The organism is Lysobacter rhizosphaerae (assembly GCF_054779795.1).
Genome location: NZ_BAAGXO010000007.1, coordinates 698,567 through 715,496 on the forward strand (window position 1 = coordinate 698,567; position 16,930 = coordinate 715,496).

The 16,930-nt window shown below is 68.7% G+C and carries 16 protein-coding genes; 9 read left to right on the forward strand and 7 right to left on the reverse strand.

Features of this window, described 5'->3' with window-relative positions:
• Positions 1–822, reverse strand: coding sequence for a 6-phosphogluconolactonase (gene pgl, locus ACYVGE_RS12165; protein ID WP_460730227.1), 822 nt, complete (start codon positions 820–822; stop codon positions 1–3).
• Positions 806–2,317 (reverse strand): glucose-6-phosphate dehydrogenase, encoded by a 1,512-nt coding sequence (zwf, locus tag ACYVGE_RS12170; RefSeq protein ID WP_460730229.1) that lies wholly within the window; start codon positions 2,315–2,317, stop codon positions 806–808. Before zwf ends, pgl begins: the two co-directional genes overlap by 17 nt.
• 106 nt (positions 2,318–2,423) lie before the next feature.
• On the opposite strand from zwf, the gene ACYVGE_RS12175 reads away from it, so the two are divergent.
• The 4 genes from ACYVGE_RS12175 (at position 2,424) to ACYVGE_RS12190 (ending at position 9,394) form a co-directional block, all read left to right on the forward strand.
• Positions 2,424–3,167, forward strand: coding sequence for a GntR family transcriptional regulator (locus tag ACYVGE_RS12175; RefSeq protein ID WP_310054793.1), 744 nt, complete (start codon positions 2,424–2,426; stop codon positions 3,165–3,167).
• 59 nt (positions 3,168–3,226) lie between these two features.
• Entirely contained in the window at positions 3,227–4,261 is a 1,035-nt protein-coding gene (locus ACYVGE_RS12180; protein ID WP_460730231.1) for an SIS domain-containing protein, read from the forward strand.
• Positions 4,262–4,265: 4 nt separating this feature from the next.
• Positions 4,266–5,411, forward strand: coding sequence for an N-acetylglucosamine-6-phosphate deacetylase (gene nagA / locus ACYVGE_RS12185; protein WP_460730233.1), 1,146 nt, complete (start codon positions 4,266–4,268; stop codon positions 5,409–5,411).
• Between the two features lie 272 nt (positions 5,412–5,683).
• Complete coding sequence (locus tag ACYVGE_RS12190; protein ID WP_460730235.1) at positions 5,684–9,394, forward strand: indolepyruvate ferredoxin oxidoreductase family protein; 3,711 nt, start codon at positions 5,684–5,686, stop codon at positions 9,392–9,394.
• 66 nt (positions 9,395–9,460) lie between these two features.
• On the opposite strand, the gene ACYVGE_RS12195 is transcribed toward ACYVGE_RS12190, so the two are convergent.
• The 3 genes from ACYVGE_RS12195 to ACYVGE_RS12205 are packed head-to-tail and all read right to left on the reverse strand — an operon-like array spanning position 9,461 to position 11,047.
• Positions 9,461–10,162 carry an alpha/beta hydrolase gene (locus ACYVGE_RS12195; RefSeq protein WP_460730237.1) on the reverse strand — a complete coding sequence of 234 codons (702 nt, stop codon included), beginning with the start codon at positions 10,160–10,162 and terminating at the stop codon, positions 9,461–9,463.
• Positions 10,163–10,187: 25 nt separating this feature from the next.
• Positions 10,188–10,796: a DUF938 domain-containing protein gene (locus ACYVGE_RS12200; protein WP_460730239.1), complete on the reverse strand. Its 609-nt coding sequence runs from the start codon at positions 10,794–10,796 to the stop codon at positions 10,188–10,190.
• Between the two features lie 41 nt (positions 10,797–10,837).
• Positions 10,838–11,047 carry a hypothetical protein gene (locus ACYVGE_RS12205; RefSeq protein ID WP_310054800.1) on the reverse strand — a complete coding sequence of 70 codons (210 nt, stop codon included), beginning with the start codon at positions 11,045–11,047 and terminating at the stop codon, positions 10,838–10,840.
• Between the two features lie 199 nt (positions 11,048–11,246).
• On the opposite strand from ACYVGE_RS12205, the gene ACYVGE_RS12210 reads away from it, so the two are divergent.
• The 5 genes from ACYVGE_RS12210 to ACYVGE_RS12230 all read left to right on the forward strand — a co-directional run bounded on the left by ACYVGE_RS12210 (position 11,247) and on the right by ACYVGE_RS12230 (position 15,340).
• Positions 11,247–12,665 carry an MBOAT family O-acyltransferase gene (locus ACYVGE_RS12210; protein ID WP_460730241.1) on the forward strand — a complete coding sequence of 473 codons (1,419 nt, stop codon included), beginning with the start codon at positions 11,247–11,249 and terminating at the stop codon, positions 12,663–12,665.
• A gap of 1 nt (position 12,666) precedes the next feature.
• The gene (locus ACYVGE_RS12215; RefSeq protein ID WP_460730243.1) at positions 12,667–13,857 is read left to right on the forward strand and encodes a hypothetical protein; all 1,191 of its coding nucleotides are present in this window, start codon (positions 12,667–12,669) and stop codon (positions 13,855–13,857) included.
• An 84-nt stretch (positions 13,858–13,941) separates the two neighbouring features.
• The gene (locus ACYVGE_RS12220) at positions 13,942–14,298 is read left to right on the forward strand and encodes an I78 family peptidase inhibitor (RefSeq protein ID WP_460730245.1); all 357 of its coding nucleotides are present in this window, start codon (positions 13,942–13,944) and stop codon (positions 14,296–14,298) included.
• 146 nt (positions 14,299–14,444) lie between these two features.
• The gene (locus ACYVGE_RS12225; protein ID WP_460730247.1) at positions 14,445–14,906 is read left to right on the forward strand and encodes a guanyl-specific ribonuclease; all 462 of its coding nucleotides are present in this window, start codon (positions 14,445–14,447) and stop codon (positions 14,904–14,906) included.
• Positions 14,903–15,340 (forward strand): barstar family protein, encoded by a 438-nt coding sequence (locus ACYVGE_RS12230; RefSeq protein WP_460730249.1) that lies wholly within the window; start codon positions 14,903–14,905, stop codon positions 15,338–15,340. Before ACYVGE_RS12225 ends, ACYVGE_RS12230 begins: the two co-directional genes overlap by 4 nt.
• Before the next feature lie 18 nt (positions 15,341–15,358).
• On the opposite strand, the gene ACYVGE_RS12235 is transcribed toward ACYVGE_RS12230, so the two are convergent.
• Both ACYVGE_RS12235 and ACYVGE_RS12240 read right to left on the reverse strand, forming a co-directional pair.
• Positions 15,359–15,592 (reverse strand): hypothetical protein, encoded by a 234-nt coding sequence (locus ACYVGE_RS12235; RefSeq protein ID WP_460730251.1) that lies wholly within the window; start codon positions 15,590–15,592, stop codon positions 15,359–15,361.
• Positions 15,593–15,658: 66 nt separating this feature from the next.
• A complete protein-coding gene (locus tag ACYVGE_RS12240; RefSeq protein ID WP_460730577.1) occupies positions 15,659–16,909 on the reverse strand; it encodes a TCR/Tet family MFS transporter in 1,251 nt (416 codons plus the stop codon).
• Between the last annotated feature and the right edge of the window lie 21 nt (positions 16,910–16,930).

A 16,930-nucleotide genomic window follows, 5' to 3' on the forward strand; every position in this document is an offset into this window, starting at 1 on the left:
TCAGGCCGCTCCCGTGCAGCTCAGCGCGTTCGATGCGGATCTCTCGCCGGCGGCGCTGTCGTTGCCGCGTGTGGCCGCCACATCCGGACACCAGAACACGCGTGGCGGCACTGGTGCCTGCGCCATGAAGGCGCGGATCGGCAGGCGGCTGCGCGGATCCTCGATCGCCGCTTCCAGGACGCGGCGCTTGGTGTCGCCTTCGATGTGCAGGTACAGCGACGGCGCGGTGAATATCGCGCTCAGGGTCAGCGACATGCGCGGCTCGGGCGCAGCGCTGCTGCGCACGGCGAGCACCGGTGCGCGGCCGCCCGCTTGCAGGCCGATGTCGCGGCGCGGCAGGTCGGGGAACAGCGAAGCGACGTGGCCGTCCACGCCCATGCCCAGCACGGCGACGTCGAGCGGCAATCCACGCAGTGCAACCTGCGTCAGCACGGCCTGCAATGCGCATTCGGGCGTGGCCACCGGGCGGAACAGCGACAGCAGGTTCGCCGCGGCCGCCGCGTTCCGCAGCAAGTGCTCGCGTAGCAGGCGCTCGTTGGAACGCCGGTGCAGCGGTGGCAGCCAGCGCTCGTCGACCGGCAGCACCTGCACGCGCGACCACTCCAGCGCCTCGCGCGAGAGCGCCTGCAGGAAACGCAGCGGCGTGGTACCGCCGGAGAGCGCCAGCTTCGCTTCACCGCGTTGGTCGAGCGCGGAACGCAGGTCGTCGGCGACGCAGCGTGCGAGCGCGGTCGCCAGTGCATCGCCGTCGCCATGGCGGCATTCGTCGAACATGGGGCGCACCGGCGCGATCACGGCCAGGTGCTCACGCTGCATCTTCATGCCAGGTCCTGCCATCGCGTTCGATCAGGGCCACCGCGGCGCTCGGACCCCAGGTGCCGGCGGTGTAGGGCTTGGGCGCGTCATTGCCTGTTTCCCATGCGGCACGGATCGGATCGATCCATTTCCACGCGGCTTCGACCTCGTCGCGGCGCATGAACAGCATCGGATTGCCGCGCACCACGTCCATCAGCAGGCGTTCGTAGGCATCGGCCTGGCGGCCGCCGAAGGTCTCGGCAAAGCTCAGGTCCATCGGCACGTGGCGCAGGCGCAGACCGCCGGGACCCGGCACCTTGTTCATCAGCCACATCGTCACGCTTTCGTCGGGCTGCAGGCGCAGCACGAGGCGATTGGGCGCGAGCTCGCTCACGCCTTCGAAGATCGAATGCGGCACGGGTCGGAAGGTCACCACGATTTCCGACACGCGCGCGGGCAGGCGCTTGCCCGTGCGCAGGTAGAACGGCACGCCGGCCCAGCGCCAGCTGCGCACTTCCGCCTTCAGGGCGACGAAGGTTTCGGTACGCGAACTGCGGCCGAGCTCTTCGGCGTAACCGCGGACGGCGCGGCCTTCGGCGGCGCCGTCGCGGTACTGGCCGCGCACGACCAGCTGCGCCGCGTTGCCCGCGTCGATCGGACGCAGCGCGCGCAGCACTTTCAGTTTCTCGTCGCGGATCGCGTCGGCATCGAGCGAGGTCGGCGGCTCCATCGCCACCAGGCACAGCAGCTGCAGCAGGTGGTTCTGCACCATGTCGCGCAGCGCACCGGCGCGGTCGTAGTACGGCGCGCGGCCTTCCACGCCGATGGTCTCGGCGACGGTGATCTGCACGTGGTCGATGTGCTGCGCGCGCCACAGCGGCTCGAACAGCGCGTTGCCGAAGCGCAGCGCAGTGAGGTTCTGCACCGTTTCCTTGCCCAGGTAGTGGTCGATGCGGAAGATCTGCCGTTCGGCGAACACGCGACCGAGCGCGTCGTTGATCGCATCGGCGCTGGCGCTGTCGGTGCCGATCGGCTTCTCCACCACCACGCGGGCGTCCGCATCGATCAGGTCCCACGCCCCCAGCCGGTTCGCGGCCTGCGCGAACAGGTCCGGCGCCACCGCGAGATAGAACACGCGCACGCGCCGTTCGCGGCGCATGGCTTGCGCGAACTCTTCCCAGCCGGCATCGCCGGCCAGGTCCAGGCGCTGGTAGGACAACAGCTCGAGGAAACCTGCCAGCGCGGCGCCGCCGGGATTGTCCGCGTCGTCGTGTTGCATGGAAGCGGCGAGCGCCGCGCGGACCTGTTCCCGGTAATCCGCGTCGCTGCGGACGTCGCGGGCGACGCCGACGATGCGCGTGCCGTCCACGATCTGCCCATCGCGATAGCGATGGAACAACGCCGGCAACAGCTTGCGCAGTGCAAGGTCGCCGGAGCCGCCGAAGATCACCAGGTCAAACGATGGGAGGGGAGACGAGTGAGCCGGGTGGGCAACGGAGCCAACGGGTACGACGGGGGTCATGGGGCAGGTCCAGTGGCAGTGGGGTCACACTACCAGTGTTGATACCAGTTGCATACCACTGACCGGTATTATTGCCCTGATGGTCTGCAACTGGTATTGTTTGAGCATGGAGAGCTATCTGGTCAGCGAGTTCCAGCGCCAAGCCGAGACCCGTCGGGCGCCGGCCTACCAGCACCTGCGCCGGACCCTGCAGCACGCGATCGAGAACGGTGAATTCACCCCGGGCCAGGCCCTGCCGGGCGAGCGCGAGCTGGGCAAGCTGCTGGCCTTGTCCCGCGTCACCGTGCGCAAGGCCCTCGCCGGCCTGGTCGCGGATGGCCTGCTGGTGCAGCGCCACGGCGCGGGCACGTTTGTCGCCGAGCGCATCGTCAAGTCGTTTTCCAAGCTGACCAGCTTCACCGACGACCTGCGCGCGCGCGGACTGGATCCCAAGTCGGTGTTCCTCGAACGCGGTGTCGGCGAAGTGACGCCCGAGGAAGCCATGGCGCTCAACCTCTCGCCCGGTTCCCAGGTCGTGCGCTATTACCGCCTGCGCACTGCCGGCGACCAGCCCTTGGCCCTGGAGCGCACGGCGGTGCCGCAATCCGTGCTCGCCGATCCCGCTATGGTCGGCAACTCCCTGTACGAGGCCTTCGCCGCATGCGGCATCCGCCCGGCGCGCGCGCTGCAGCGCCTGCGCGCCATCGCCTTCGATGCCGAACAGGCACGGCTGATGCAGTTGCCCGAAGGCAGCCCCGGCCTCTTCATCGAACGCCGCACCTTCCTCGACGACGGGCGCGTGGTCGAGTTCACTCGTTCCTTCTATCGCGGCGACGCCTACGACTTCGTCGCCGAACTGCACACGGAATAAGCCCTGCGTGCGTCATCGTCGCCGCGATGACGACCCATGCAATCACCGGACGCCGCGCCATGATCGACCCCACGACCACCAAGATGTACACCGAAGCGGCCGAGGCCGCCGACGCCGTTGCCCGCCAGTTCGCTGCCAACGCCGACGTGATCGATGCGCTGGTGGCGCGCCTGAAGCAGGCGCCGCCGCGCTTCATCGTCACCTGCGCGCGCGGCAGTTCCGACCACGCCGCGACCTACGGCAAATACCTGTTCGAAACCACGCTCGGCCTGGTGACGGCATCGGCCTCGCCCTCGGTGGGCTCGGTCTACGCCGTGCAGCCGCAACTGGACGGCGCGCTGTTCGTGGTGATCTCGCAATCGGGCAAGAGCCCGGACCTGCTGCGCAACGCCGAGATCGCCAAGGCCGCCGGCGCCATTGTCGTCGCCCTGGTCAACGTCGCCGATTCGCCGCTGGCGCGCCTCGCCGACACCGTCATTCCGTTGCGTGCCGGCCCCGAGAACAGCGTGGCCGCAACCAAGAGCTACCTGTGTTCGCTCGCCGCCCTGCTGCAGCTGGCGGCGCGCTGGAGCGGCGATGCCGCGCTGCTCGCCGCCCTCGAGGAATTGCCCGAGGCGATGCGCGCGGCGTGGCGGCAGGACTGGTCATCGCTGGTGTCGGGCCTGCGCCTGGCCCAGAACCTGTTCGTGCTCGGGCGCGGACTGGGCCTGGCCGCGGCGCAGGAAGCCGCGCTGAAGTTCAAGGAAACCTGCGGCCTGCATGCCGAGGCATTTTCTTCGGCCGAGGTGAAGCACGGACCGATGGCGCTCGTCGGCGCGGATTTCCCGGTGCTGGCCTTCGCCCAGGACGACGATACCGGCGCCAGCACGGCGGCCATCGCCAGCGAATTCCGCGCGCGCGGTGCGCCGGTATGGCTGGCACTGCCGGGCGCGCAGGGTGCCGGCGTGTTGCCATTGCCAGCACCGCGGCATCCGGCCTGCACCCCGCTGCTGACGGTCCAGGCGTTCTATGGCGCGGTCAACGCCCTCGCCGTGGCGCGCGGGCACAATCCCGACGTGCCGCCGCACCTCAACAAGGTCACCGAGACCGTCTGACGCCATGACCGCGCCGCATCCCCCGCTGGTTTTCCGCAACGGCCACGTACTCACCGAACGCGGCTTCGAGCGCGATGTGAGCGTGGTGGTGGAGGACGGCCACATCGTCGCGGTCCTGCATGGCGAAGCGGCGCGCGGTGCGCAGGCGATCGACCTGGACGGCGGCTATCTCGTCCCCGGCTTCATCGACACGCAGGTCAATGGCGGCGGCGATGTGCTGTTCAACGATGCGCCGGACGTCGACGGCCTGCGCCGCATCGCCGCCGCGCATCGCCGCTATGGCACCACCGGCCTGATGCCGACGCTGATCAGCGACGACGTCGCGGTGATGCGTCGCGCGATCGACGCCACGCGCGAGGCGATCGCGCAGGGCGTGCCCGGCATCCTCGGCATCCACCTCGAAGGGCCGTACCTGGCCGAAGCACGCAAGGGCGTGCACGACCCGCACAAGTTCCACACCCCCGACGCGGCCGAGCTGGACCTGGTGGCATCGCTCGGCGTCGGCCGAACGATGGTGACGCTGGCGCCGGAGCGTTTCGGCGCCGAGACCCTGCGTGCGCTCACGACGCGCGGCGTGATCGTCTGCGCCGGCCACACCGCGGCGAGCTATGAACAACTGCGCGACGCGTTCGCCGCCGGCGTGCGCGGCGTGACCCATCTGTTCAATGCGATGACGCCGTTGCAGAGCCGCGACCCCGGTGCCGTCGGCGCCGCGCTGGAAGATGCGGACAGCTGGTGCGGCCTGATCGTCGACGGCTACCACGTGCACGATGCCGCCCTGCGCGTCGCCATCGCGGCCAAGCCGGTCGGCAAGATGTTGCTGGTGACCGATGCGATGCCCCCGGTCGGTGGCGAACGCGAGGACTTCACCTTGTACGGCGTGGCGATGACCTGCCGCGACGGCAAATGCACCACCGCCGACGGCACGCTGGCTGGCTCGGCGCTCGACATGGCCAGCGCGGTGCGCAACACCGTGGAGCGCGTGGGCCTGCCCTTGGCTGAGGCCTGCCGCATGGCCTCGACCTATCCGGCCGAATTCCTGGGCCTGGGCGGAGAACTGGGCCGGATCGCCCCGGGTTACCGCGCCGACCTGGTGCGGCTGGACCCGGAATTGCGGGTCCGGGGCAGCTGGATCGGTGGTCAAGGCTAGGACTCCCCACTTCCCCCGCTTTTGCCCCTTCCCCCGCTGTGCGGGGGAAGGTTGGGATGGGGGCGGGCGGCGGTGAAGCTTCCCAGCGCCCCCTCCCCCTCCCCAGCCCTCCCCCGCACGCGGGGAGGGAGCTCAAGGGCCAGGGCGCGTGGCGCGGGCTATAATTCCGAGTCTTTGCTCGGGACTTTGCTCGCGGCCACCCGGTCGTGAGGCGCAGTGCCGGGCGCCCCCAGCCACACCCGCGGCCCCGGCCGCGTGCACGAGCCATGCCCATGACCAGCACCGCCGAACTCAGCTCGCCGTCCTCGGCGAACACCTCGCTCACCAACAGCGTGGTCGACCCGGACTACACCCTCGAGCACAAGTACAGCCGCGTCGAAGGCCGCATCTACCTCTCCGGCGTCCAGGCGCTGGTGCGCCTGCCGCTGATGCAGCGCCTGCGCGACCAGGCCGCGGGCCTCAACACCGGCGGCTTCATTTCCGGCTACCGCGGCTCGCCGCTGGGCGGCTTCGACATGGAGCTGTGGCGCGCGCGCAAGCACCTGGAAGCGTCGGGCGTGAAGTTCACCCCGGGCCTCAATGAAGACCTGGGCGCGACCATGGTCTGGGGCACGCAGCAGACCAACCTGTTCCCCGGCGCCAAGGTCGATGGCGTCTATGGCATGTGGTACGGCAAGGGTCCCGGCGTGGACCGCTGCGGCGACGTGTTCAAGCACGCCAACGCCGCCGGCACCGGCAGGTTTGGCGGCGTGCTCGCGCTCGCGGCCGACGACCACAACTGCCGCAGCTCCACGTTGCCGCACGGCTCCGAACACGAATTCGTCAGCGCGATGATGCCGGTGCTCAATCCGGCCGGCGTGCAGGACATCCTCGACATGGGCCTGGTCGGCTGGGCGATGTCGCGCTTCACCGGCCGCTGGGTCGGTTTCAAGACCATCGCCGAAACCGTCGAATCCTCGGCCTCGGTCGACGTCAATCCGCTCGCGCTCGACATCGTCATCCCGACCGATTTCGAGCTGCCCGAAGGCGGCCTCAACATCCGCTGGCCGGATCCGCCGCTGAACCAGGAAATGCGCCTGCACCAGTACGCGGTGAAAGCGGCGCAGGCCTTTGCGCGTGCCAACAGGATCGACCGCCTGGTAATCGATTCGCCGAACGCGCGCCTGGGCATCATCACCACCGGCAAGTCCTACCTCGACGTGCTGCAGGCGCTGGAATACCTCGGCCTCGACGCGCGCGCCTGCGCCGACCTCGGCATCCGCGTCTACAAGGTCGGCATGACCTGGCCGCTGGAGCCGGTGGGCCTGCGCAACTTCGCGCGCGGCCTGCAGGACATCGTCGTCGTCGAAGAAAAGCACGCCTTCATCGAAAGCCAGATGAAGGAGTCGATGTACAACTGGGACGGCGGCCAACGCCCGTCGATCGTCGGCAAGTACGACGAGAGCGGCGAATGGATCCTGCCCTCGACCGGCGAACTCACGCCCGCGCGCATCGCCGGCGTCATCGCCAAGCGCATCCAGCGTTTCCACAACAGCGAGCACATGGAGAACGTGCTGCGCTGGATGGCCGAGAAGGAATCCGAACTCGCCCTGCCGCGCGCGCAGTTCCCGCGCGTGCCGCACTACTGCTCGGGCTGCCCGCACAACACCTCGACCGTGGTGCCGGAAGGTTCGCGCGCGCTCGGCGGCATCGGTTGCCATTACATGGTCACCTGGATGGACCGCAACACCGACACCTTCACGCACATGGGCGGCGAAGGCGTGACATGGGCGGGCCAGGCGGCGTTCACCGAAACCCCGCACGTGTTCCAGAACCTCGGCGACGGCACCTACTTCCATTCCGGTTCGCTGGCGATCCGCCAGTCGATCGCCGCCGGCGTCAACATCACCTACAAGATCCTCTACAACGACGCGGTCGCGATGACCGGCGGCCAGCCGGTCGACGGCACGCTGTCGGTGCCGCAGATCGCGCACCAGGTGCGCAGCGAAGGCGTCGACACGATCGTGCTGCTGTCGGACGACATCGCCAAGTGGAACAAGCGCGAGATCTTCCCCTCCGGCGTCGAGTTCCATGACCGCAAGGAACTCGACGCGGTGCAGAAGCGCCTGCGCGAAGTGAAGGGCACCTCGGTGCTGATCTTCGACCAGACCTGCGCGACCGAAAAGCGCCGCCGCCGCAAGCGCGGCAAGATGGTCGATCCGCAGAAGCGCGTGATGGTCAACAGCCTGGTGTGCGAAGGCTGCGGCGACTGCGGCAAGAAGTCGTTCTGCGTGTCGGTGCTGCCGAAGGAAACCGAATTCGGCCGCAAGCGCGAGATCGACCAGTCCAACTGCAACAAGGACTACAGCTGCGTCAACGGCTTCTGCCCGAGCTTCGTCACCGTCGAAGGCGGCGGCTTGAAGAAGAAGAAGCCGTCTTCGGCCAAGGATCGCCTCGACGCGCTGCCGCTGCCGACGCTGCCGTCGCTCGACCAGCCCTGGAACATCCTGCTCACCGGCGTGGGCGGCACCGGCGTGGTCACAATCGGCGCGCTGCTCGGCATGGCCGGACACCTGGAGGGCAAGGGCTCGACCGTGCTCGACCAGACCGGCTTGGCGCAGAAGGGCGGCGCGGTCACCACCCACATCCGCATCGCCAAGACGCCGGCCGACATCCACGCCGTGCGCATCGCCGCGGGCGAAGCCGACCTCGTGCTCGGCTGCGACATGGTGGTGGTGAACGATTACTGGGTGCTGTCGAAGATCCGCACCGGCCGCAGCAACGTCGTGCTCAACAGCTACGAGGCGATGCCGGGCACCTTCACCACGCGCCCGGACATGCAGTTCCCGGCGACCGACATCGTGTCCGCGATCAGCAAGGCGCTGGGCAACGGCGAGCAGGCGGCGGACCGTCTGCACATCGTCGATGCCACGCAGCTCGCGACTGCGCTGCTCGGCGATGCGATCGCAACTAACCTGTTCATCCTCGGCTACGCCTGGCAGCAGGGCCTGGTGCCGATCGCATTGGATTCGCTGATGCGCGCGGTCGAACTCAACGGCGCCGCGATCGAGATGAACAAGACCGCGTTCGCCTGGGGCCGTCTCGCCGCGATCGATCCCAAGGCCGTGGCGGAAGCCGCCGGCCTGATCCGCAACGCACCGACCGCCGCCGAAGCCACGCCGCACGAACTGCCGATGCTCAAGGCCGGTGCGTGGGAGGGCAACGAATGGGGCGCGACCTCCGCGCCGCGCGCCACGCGCACGGAAGACGAGCTGCGCCACGTGCCGGAGCACGGCACCGACGGCGACAACATCGCCTTCCTGCCGCTCGACGATGCGCGCCTGTCGCGTTCGCTCGACGAACTGATCACGCGCCGCGTCGGCTTCCTCACCGAGTACCAGGATGCGGCCTACGCCAGGCGCTACAGCGACTTCGTCACCAAGGTGCGCGAAGCCGAGACCTCGAAGATCGCCGGCTCCACCGACCTGACCGAAGCCGTCGCGCGTTACGCCTTCAAGCTGATGGCGTACAAGGACGAGTACGAAGTCGCGCGCCTGTACACCAGCGGCGACTTCCAGAAGAAGCTGGAGCAGCAGTTCGACGGCAACTACAAGCTCAAGTTCCACCTCGCCCCGCCGCTGCTGGCGAAGAAAGACGCGCAGGGCCACCTGATCAAGCAGGAATTCGGCCCGTGGGTGTTCACCGCGTTCAAGTGGCTGGCGAAGTTGCGCTTCCTGCGCGGCGGTACGTTCGACATCTTCGGCCGGACCGAGGAACGCAAGATGGAGCGCCAGCTGATCGTCGATTACTTCGCCACGATCGACGGCCTGCTCGGTACGCTCGACCGCGGCAACGTCGACCTCGCCGCCGAGATCGCCTCGGTTCCGGAACACATCCGCGGCTACGGCCACGTCAAGGAAGAGCACCTGCACAAGGCCAAGGAACGCGAAGCCGAACTGCTGAAGGAATGGCGCAATCCGCTGCGGATCGTCAAGGTCGCCTGATCCGCAGCCAATACTGGAAACGAAGAACCCCGCTCCGGCGGGGTTCTTTTTTGGGTCGCGCGTGCGTCACCGCGTCGCCGTCGCCATGGCCGCCTCGTCGATCAGCGCCGCCACCTCCTCCGGCATCGACGCCAGCGACGCATGGCTCGCCGCGAGCGTGATCACCTTCCGCGCGCCGAGCCGAGCCGACATGCGCTTCTGGTTCTCCGGCGCGATCATGCGGTCCTCGCTGGAGAGCTGATACCAGGACGGCTTGCTCTTCCATGCCGGCGCCGTCACGGCGTCGCCGAAGGTGCTGGCGAGGGGCGCCTTCTGCGTCACCGCCATTACCAGCGCCTCATTCGCCGTGAGGTCCTGGCAGAAGCTCTCGTGGAACTTGTCCGGCTTGATCCACAGGTAGCCGTCGCTGTCGGGCGCGAGGTTGGGCACGGCGACCGGCGGATGCTGCTGGGTGATGCCGCCCGGGCTCTCGCCCGCATCCGGCGCGAACGCGGCGATGTACACGAGTGCCGTCACATTCGGCAGGTCGCCAGCCTGCGAGATCACGGCCCCGCCATACGAATGCCCGACCAGCACAACCGGGCCACTCACCTGCGCCACCATCTTGCGCGTGCGTTCGGCGTCATCCGCCAGTGACGTCAACGGCAGTTCGACGGCACGCAGGTCGTGGTAGCCCTTGCGCGCGAGCGCAAGGATCACCTTGCTCCAGTGCGCGGCGCCGCCCCAGAAGCCGTGCACCAGCACGACCGTCGTTGTTGTCTTGCTCATTGTCTTCACTCCTCTGTTGACCGCGCTACGGGGCCGACCGTCGCCACACCAGCGTGCGGTTGTTCGCGGGCATGGCGATGTCGGCCACGCGCTGCAGGCCGATGCCGCGGGCGAGCGCATCCACCGATTCGAAATCGCGGATGCCCGAGCGCGGATCGCGGGTCCGCAGCCACTCATCGAACTCGCGGTTGCTGGCGCTGGTGTAGGCACCGCGGTAGTTGAACGGGCCATACACCGCGAGCACGCCGCCCTGCGGCGCGTGCTGCAGGATCTTGTCCACGCCGTCGAAGAAGGTCTCGACTTCCGGCCACGCCATGATGTGCAGAGTGTTCGCGCTGAATACCGCGTCGAAGGATTGCTGTGGCCAGGCCCCGCGCACGTCGAGCTCGAGCGGCGGCGGCGTGTTGGCCAGCTGTGCCCCGTCCAGCCACAAGCTGATGCCGGGCAACTGTTCGGCGACATCCGAGCACTGCCAGGTCAGCCACGGCATCGCCTCGGCGAAGTACACCGCGTGCTGGCCGGTGCCGCTGCCCACTTCCAGCACGCGCTGGCGATCGGCGAAATGCAGACGCAACACGTCCAGGATCGGATCGCGGTTGCGTTCGCAGGCGGGGGCGTGCGGCTTGCCGGACATGGTCAGGCATCACCCGTTCGGGTGGTGGGTGCGGGGGTCCATTACACCCGCCTGCCGCTTTCCTGCATCAACTGGTCGAACTGCTCCCAGCGCAGGCGGCGTTTATAGACCTTGTTGGCCGGGCGCCATTCCACCGCGCCTTTGGACACCAGCAGGGTGCCGAAGCGCACCCCGTCGCGCTCGACCACGAACTCGATGTCCTCGCGGCCGAGCGCGCGCTGCGGGACGTTGAAGGTGACCGTGTGCGCCATGGCGTACCCCAGGCTGCGACGCCACGCGCCGCGATCCGGGCAATCTAACGCGACCTCCCGTTCACGCCGCGTGGCGGCGCCACAGGCGGCCAGTCTGGCCAGTCAGGTACGGACCGGCCGGACCGTGACCGTTCCCGGGTTCCACTTGCGTTGGTGAGTCCCGTAACGGCCGCGACGGCCGGCGGCGGTGGAGCGAGCCATGGTTTTCAACTCCCTCACCTTCGCGGTGTTCTTCGCCTGCGTCCTGCTGCTGCACAACCTGCCGCTGGACTGGACGACGAAGAAGGTCAACCTGCTGTTGGCGAGCTATCTGTTCTACGCCGCGTGGAACCCGCCGTTCGTGGTGCTGTTGTGGATCTCCACGCTGGTCGACTGGTGGGCGGCGAAGAAACTGGCGAACGCGGAGAACCCGCATGCGCGGCGCGCGTGGATGCTGCTGTCGCTGGTGGTGAACCTGGGGATGCTCGGCTACTTCAAGTACGGCGGGTTCCTGATGGGGAACTTCGCCGCGCTGCTGCAATCGGCAGGCATCGCCTACCAGCCGCCCAGCCTCGACATCGTGCTGCCGGTCGGCATCTCCTTCTACACGTTCGCGACGCTGTCCTACACGCTGGACGTCTACCTGCGCCGCGCGCATCCGGCGCGCAGTGGGCTCGACTACGCGCTGTTCGTGACCTTCTTCCCGCACCTCGTCGCCGGTCCGATCATGCGCCCGACCGAACTGGTGCCGCAGTTCGAACAGCCGCATCGCGCCAGCGCACGGCAGCTCGGCTTCGGCCTGGCGCTGATGACGCTGGGCCTGTTCCAGAAGGTCGTGCTGGCCGACGGTTTCCTCGCCCCGGCCGCGGAAGCGGTGTATTCGACCCGCGCCGCCGCACCCGGCGCGCTGGATGCGTGGATGGGCACGCTCGCCTTCAGCGGACAGATCTTCTGCGACTTCGCCGGCTATTCCACCACGGCGATCGGTGCGGCGATGTGCCTGGGCTTCGCGATGCCGGACAACTTCCGCTTTCCGTACGCGGCGGTGGGCTTCTCCGACTTCTGGCGGCGCTGGCACATCACCCTGTCGGCGTGGCTGCGCGACTACCTGTACATCCCGCTGGGCGGCAACCGCCACGGCGAGGCGCGCACGTATTGCGCGCTGATGGCGACGATGCTGCTGGGCGGGCTGTGGCATGGCGCCAGCTGGACCTTCGTGGTGTGGGGCGGACTGCACGGCCTCTACCTCGCAGGCGAGCGCGCCTTGCGTGCGCGCTTCACCGGCTACACGCCGTCGCCGCTCGCGTTCTTCGGTCTCGGCCTGCTCACCTACGCCCTGGTCAACCTCACCTGGGTGTTCTTCCGCGCCAAGACCTTCGCGCAGGCGTGGCAGGTGCTGCGCGGCATGTTCGGCGGCAACGGCGGCGCGCAGCCGATCCTCGCCACCGCACAACTGACGATGGTGGCGCTGATCGTCACCGGCATCGTGCTCGCGCACTGGCTGATGCGCAGCCAGACGCTCGAGGCGATGCTGGCGCGGCGGCATCCGCTGCCGCTGGCGGCAGCCTTGGGCCTGATGGCATTCGCGGTCGTGGCCGCGCAAGGGGCAGGCAATGCCTTCATCTATTTCCAGTTCTGACGTGGCACTGACAGCATCGGTGGCCGCCGCCGAAGGCGTGGCGCTCCCGGCGCAGTTCGAGCGCCCCGGCTTCGTGCGGCTCACCGCGTCCGACCGTCCGGGTGTCGCGCAGCCGGTGCCAGAGCGCGACATTCCGCCGCAGCCGTGGGGCCGGATCCTGCTCGGCGCGCTGGCGCTGTTCCTGCTGCTGATGACCGCGTGGGAACTGTACTGGCGCGACTTCGGCGCCACCCCGGGCTACCGCAACAGCAACGGTGCGTGGGCGGAGCAGCGCCGCCGCATCGATGCCGGCGAAGGCGGCAAGACGGTGCTGATCGGTTCCTCGCGCGTGCTGTTCGACGTGCAGTTGCCGGTGTGGGAGCGCATGACCGGCGAACGCCCGATCCAGCTCGCGCTCGAGGGCACCTCGCCGGTGCCGGTGCTGGAAGACCTCGCCAGCGATCCGAACTTCACCGGACGGCTGGTGGTCGGCGTTGCGCCCGACCTGTTCTTCAGCGGCTTCGCCTACCGCGGCGAGGCGATCTCGCACTACCACCGCCAGGGCCCGTCGCAGCGCAGCGGCCACTGGCTGTCCAAGCACCTGCTCGAACCGTATTTCGCCTTCTACGATCCGGACTTCGCCCTGCCGACGGTGGTGATGCGCCAGGACTGGCCGCTGCGTCCCGGGATGCGCAAGGACACGCGCGTGCGCAAGCTGATGACGCAGGACGCCGACCGCAACACGCGCATCTGGCGCAAGGTCGAAGTCGATCCGCAGTACCGCGCGCTCGCGCGCAGCATCTGGGCCGAGCACTTCACCGGCCCGCCGCCGCCGAACATGGATACCCCGGCCAAGGCCCGCGCCGTGGCGACGGAACAGATCGAGCGCGCCGCGAAGGCAATCGCGACGCTGCGCCGGCGCGGCGTGCCGGTAGTGTTCGTGCGGCCGCCCAGCAACGGTGCGTATTACGCCTTCGAACAGAAGGTACTGCCGCGCGCGAACACCTGGGCGCCGCTGCTGCAGCGCACGGGCGCCCCGGGAATCCACTTCGAGGATTACCGGCAACTGCAGGGTTACGAGCTGCCGGAGTGGTCGCATCTCACCGCGGCCGACGCGGCCCGCTTCACCGCGGCGCTGGTGCCGCTGGTGGAACACGAACTGCAGGCGCAGGCGCATGACACCGCACCGGCACCGGCAGCGGCGGGGCCATAGCGGGGCGCCGCGCCACGCCGCGGGTTGACCGGCAGCACACGCGTTGGCTGCCACACTGCCGCCTCCTCCCCCGGGATGTCCGCCATGCCACGCCGCCTGCTGGTCCTGACTGCGCCCATGCTGCTCGCGCTGGGCGCCTGCACCACCACCCGATCCGCCGCTGACGTCGACGCGGACAAGGCTGCCGCCGCCACCGCGACGACCACCGGCAACACCGCCGCCACGCCCCCGATGCAGCCCGGGTGCAACGCCGAAGCCGCACGCAGCGTGGTCGGCCAGATGGCCACCGCCGAGACGGTGGAGCAGGCGCGCAGCGCCGCCGGTGCCGAGATCGCACGCACGCTCAAGCCGGGCCAGGTGGTGACCATGGAATACAACGCCAGCCGCTTGAACATCGACGTCGATGCCGGCAACACCATCAGCAATGTCCGCTGCGGGTGACGCGTAGCGTCCAAATCGGCGGCGGGCCAGGGCCGAAGCTGCCGCGGCGCTCCCCGCGTCTTCGCCGGGAACGGCGCCACGCCTGACAGGCAGCGGCGTTTCAACCGCTTCCAACGGCTGGCATCACACTTGCATGGTTGTGTTGCATGCGGCGTATCGCCTGGATCTTCCTTGCCCTGTTCGTACTGCTCGGCCTGTGGTTGTGGTCGCAGCAGCGCGCGCCTGCGCCCACGGCCAGCGCCCCCACGTCCGTGGCAGCGCTGCCGCAAGTCGCGCCCGTGCTCCCGCGCGCAGCGGACGACACAACGGTTTCGCGCTATCCCAGCTTCTTGCCGGTGGAGGCGCACGCTGTCCTCCAAAACATCGACCGCGGCGGCCCGTATCCGTTCCGCCAGGACGGCAGCGTGTTCCAGAACCGCGAACACCGCCTGCCTGCGCAGCCGCGCGGCTACTACCACGAGTACACGGTCGCCACGCCCGGCGCCTCCGATCGTGGCGCGCGCCGCATCATCACCGGCGGTGAGCCCCCGCGCGAGTATTGGTACACCGACGACCACTACCGCAGTTTCCGCCGCTTCGGCATTGAAGCGGCCGAGGTGTCCCGATGATGGCCATCGATGTGCGCGAGGTACTGGCCGACCCGAGCCAGGGCGGCGCGTATTTCGTCGATGCGCGCGAGAGCGACGCCCTCGCCGAGGCCGCGCAGGCGCTGGATTTCGCGGTGGTGCGGATCGAGCTCGCCGGCTGCGGCAGCAAGCACCGGGCACTGGAACGCTTCGCCCAGGCGCTGCGCTTCCCCGCCTGGTTCGGCGGCAACTTCGACGCCCTGGCCGACAGCCTCGGCGACCTGAGCTGGCTGCGCGCGCGTGGTTACGTGCTGCTGCTCGAACACACCGACATGTGGCGCCAGGCGGATGACGAGAATTTCGCCACCCTGCTCGACATCCTCAACGAGGCCGCCGTCGTCTGGGGTGAGCAGGGCGTGCCGTTCTGGGCGCTGATGCCGCTGCCGCAGGAGCAGCTGGACAAGCTGGCGATCTGATCCGCGGCGGCGCCGGCTTCACACCCGGTCGTCGAGGCCCTTCACGCCGGACTCGCGGGCGCAATGCGCGCAGCAGTAGTAGCGGCCGTGGTGCTCGGCGCCGTGGCCGATGATCCGGCAACCGCAGTGCGCGCAGACCGGTGCCAGCGCGTGGATGGCGCACTCGAACGAATCGAAGGTGCCACGGCCGCGTGGCCCGTCGATGGTGAACGCCTTGTCGTAGTCGTTGCCGCAGACGTCACAGCGGGCCATGGCACGGTTCCCGATCGCGAAGGAACCGGCAGTCTCGCGCGCTCCTTGTTAGCCGCGCGTTGGCGCCTACGTGGCCGGCTGCGCCACCACCTGCGGCGCGCGCGCGAAGCGCCACGCCATCCCGAGTGCGACCACCAGCAGCAGGCCCGCGGCCCAGAACGGCGCGCCCGGCTGATGGGAAGGCGCCTTGTCGCTGATGAACCAGGCGAAGATGCCGGTGTAGAAATGCGGCGCCAGGATCCCGGCCAAGCTCATCAGGCTGCTCAAGGCTCCCTGCACGCGCCCCTGCACGCTGCGATCGACCTGCCTGGTCACCATCGCCTGCGTCGCCGGCATCGCGAAGCCCCAGAACGCCATGATCGGAATGCCCATCAGGAACAGCATGCCGGTCGGCGCCCAGCCGTAGATGCTGAAGCCCACGATGCCCGCGCACAGCCCGAACAGCAGCGCGCGGCGCTCGCCCCACGCGGCCACCGCGTGCTTCACCAGGCCGGCCTGCACGATCACGCCGCACACGCCGACCACGCCCAGCACCAGGCCGACCTGTTTCGGATGCCACTGGTACCGGTAGTCGGCGAACAGCACGAAGATGTTCGGATAGACGAAGTGGGCGAGGTTGATCAGGAACACGACCGCCGCCAGGCCCCAGATCCGCGGATAGCTGCGCAACAGCTTCAGCGAACCCAGCGGGTTGGCGTGGCGCCAGTCGAAGATCGGCGAGCGATGCTCGCGCGGATGCGATTCGGGCAGCACGAACCAGCCATAGGCGAAATTGCACAGGGCGAGGAAGGCCGCGCCCCAGAACGGGAAGCGCAGGTCGATCCCGCTCAGCAGTCCGCCCAGCACCGGACCGACGATGAAGCCCAGGCCGAACGCCGCGCCGAGCATGCCGAAGGCCTGCGCGCGCTTTTCCGGCGCGGTGATGTCGGCGATGTAGGCATTGGCGGTGGTGAAGCTGGCGGAGAAGATCGCGGAGATCACCCGGCCGACCAGCAGCCATGACATCGATGGCGCAAGCGCCATGAAGATGAAATCGACGCCGAGGCCCAGGCACGACAACAGGATCACCGGTCGCCGGCCGAAGCGGTCCGAGAGCGCGCCCTGGATCGGCGCACACACGAACTGGATCGCCGAGAACAGCATGCCGAACCAGCCGATCCAATGCGCGGCGTCGCCGTAGTCGCCGCCGGCAAACTGTTTCACCAGCAGCGGCAGCACCGGAATGATCAGCCCGAACGCGAGGATGTCGATCAGGACGGTGATGAAGATGAAGATCAGCGCGGCTTGGCGCGCGCCGGTATTGGGTTCGGTCACGATGGCGCTTCGAGGAGTTGCGAG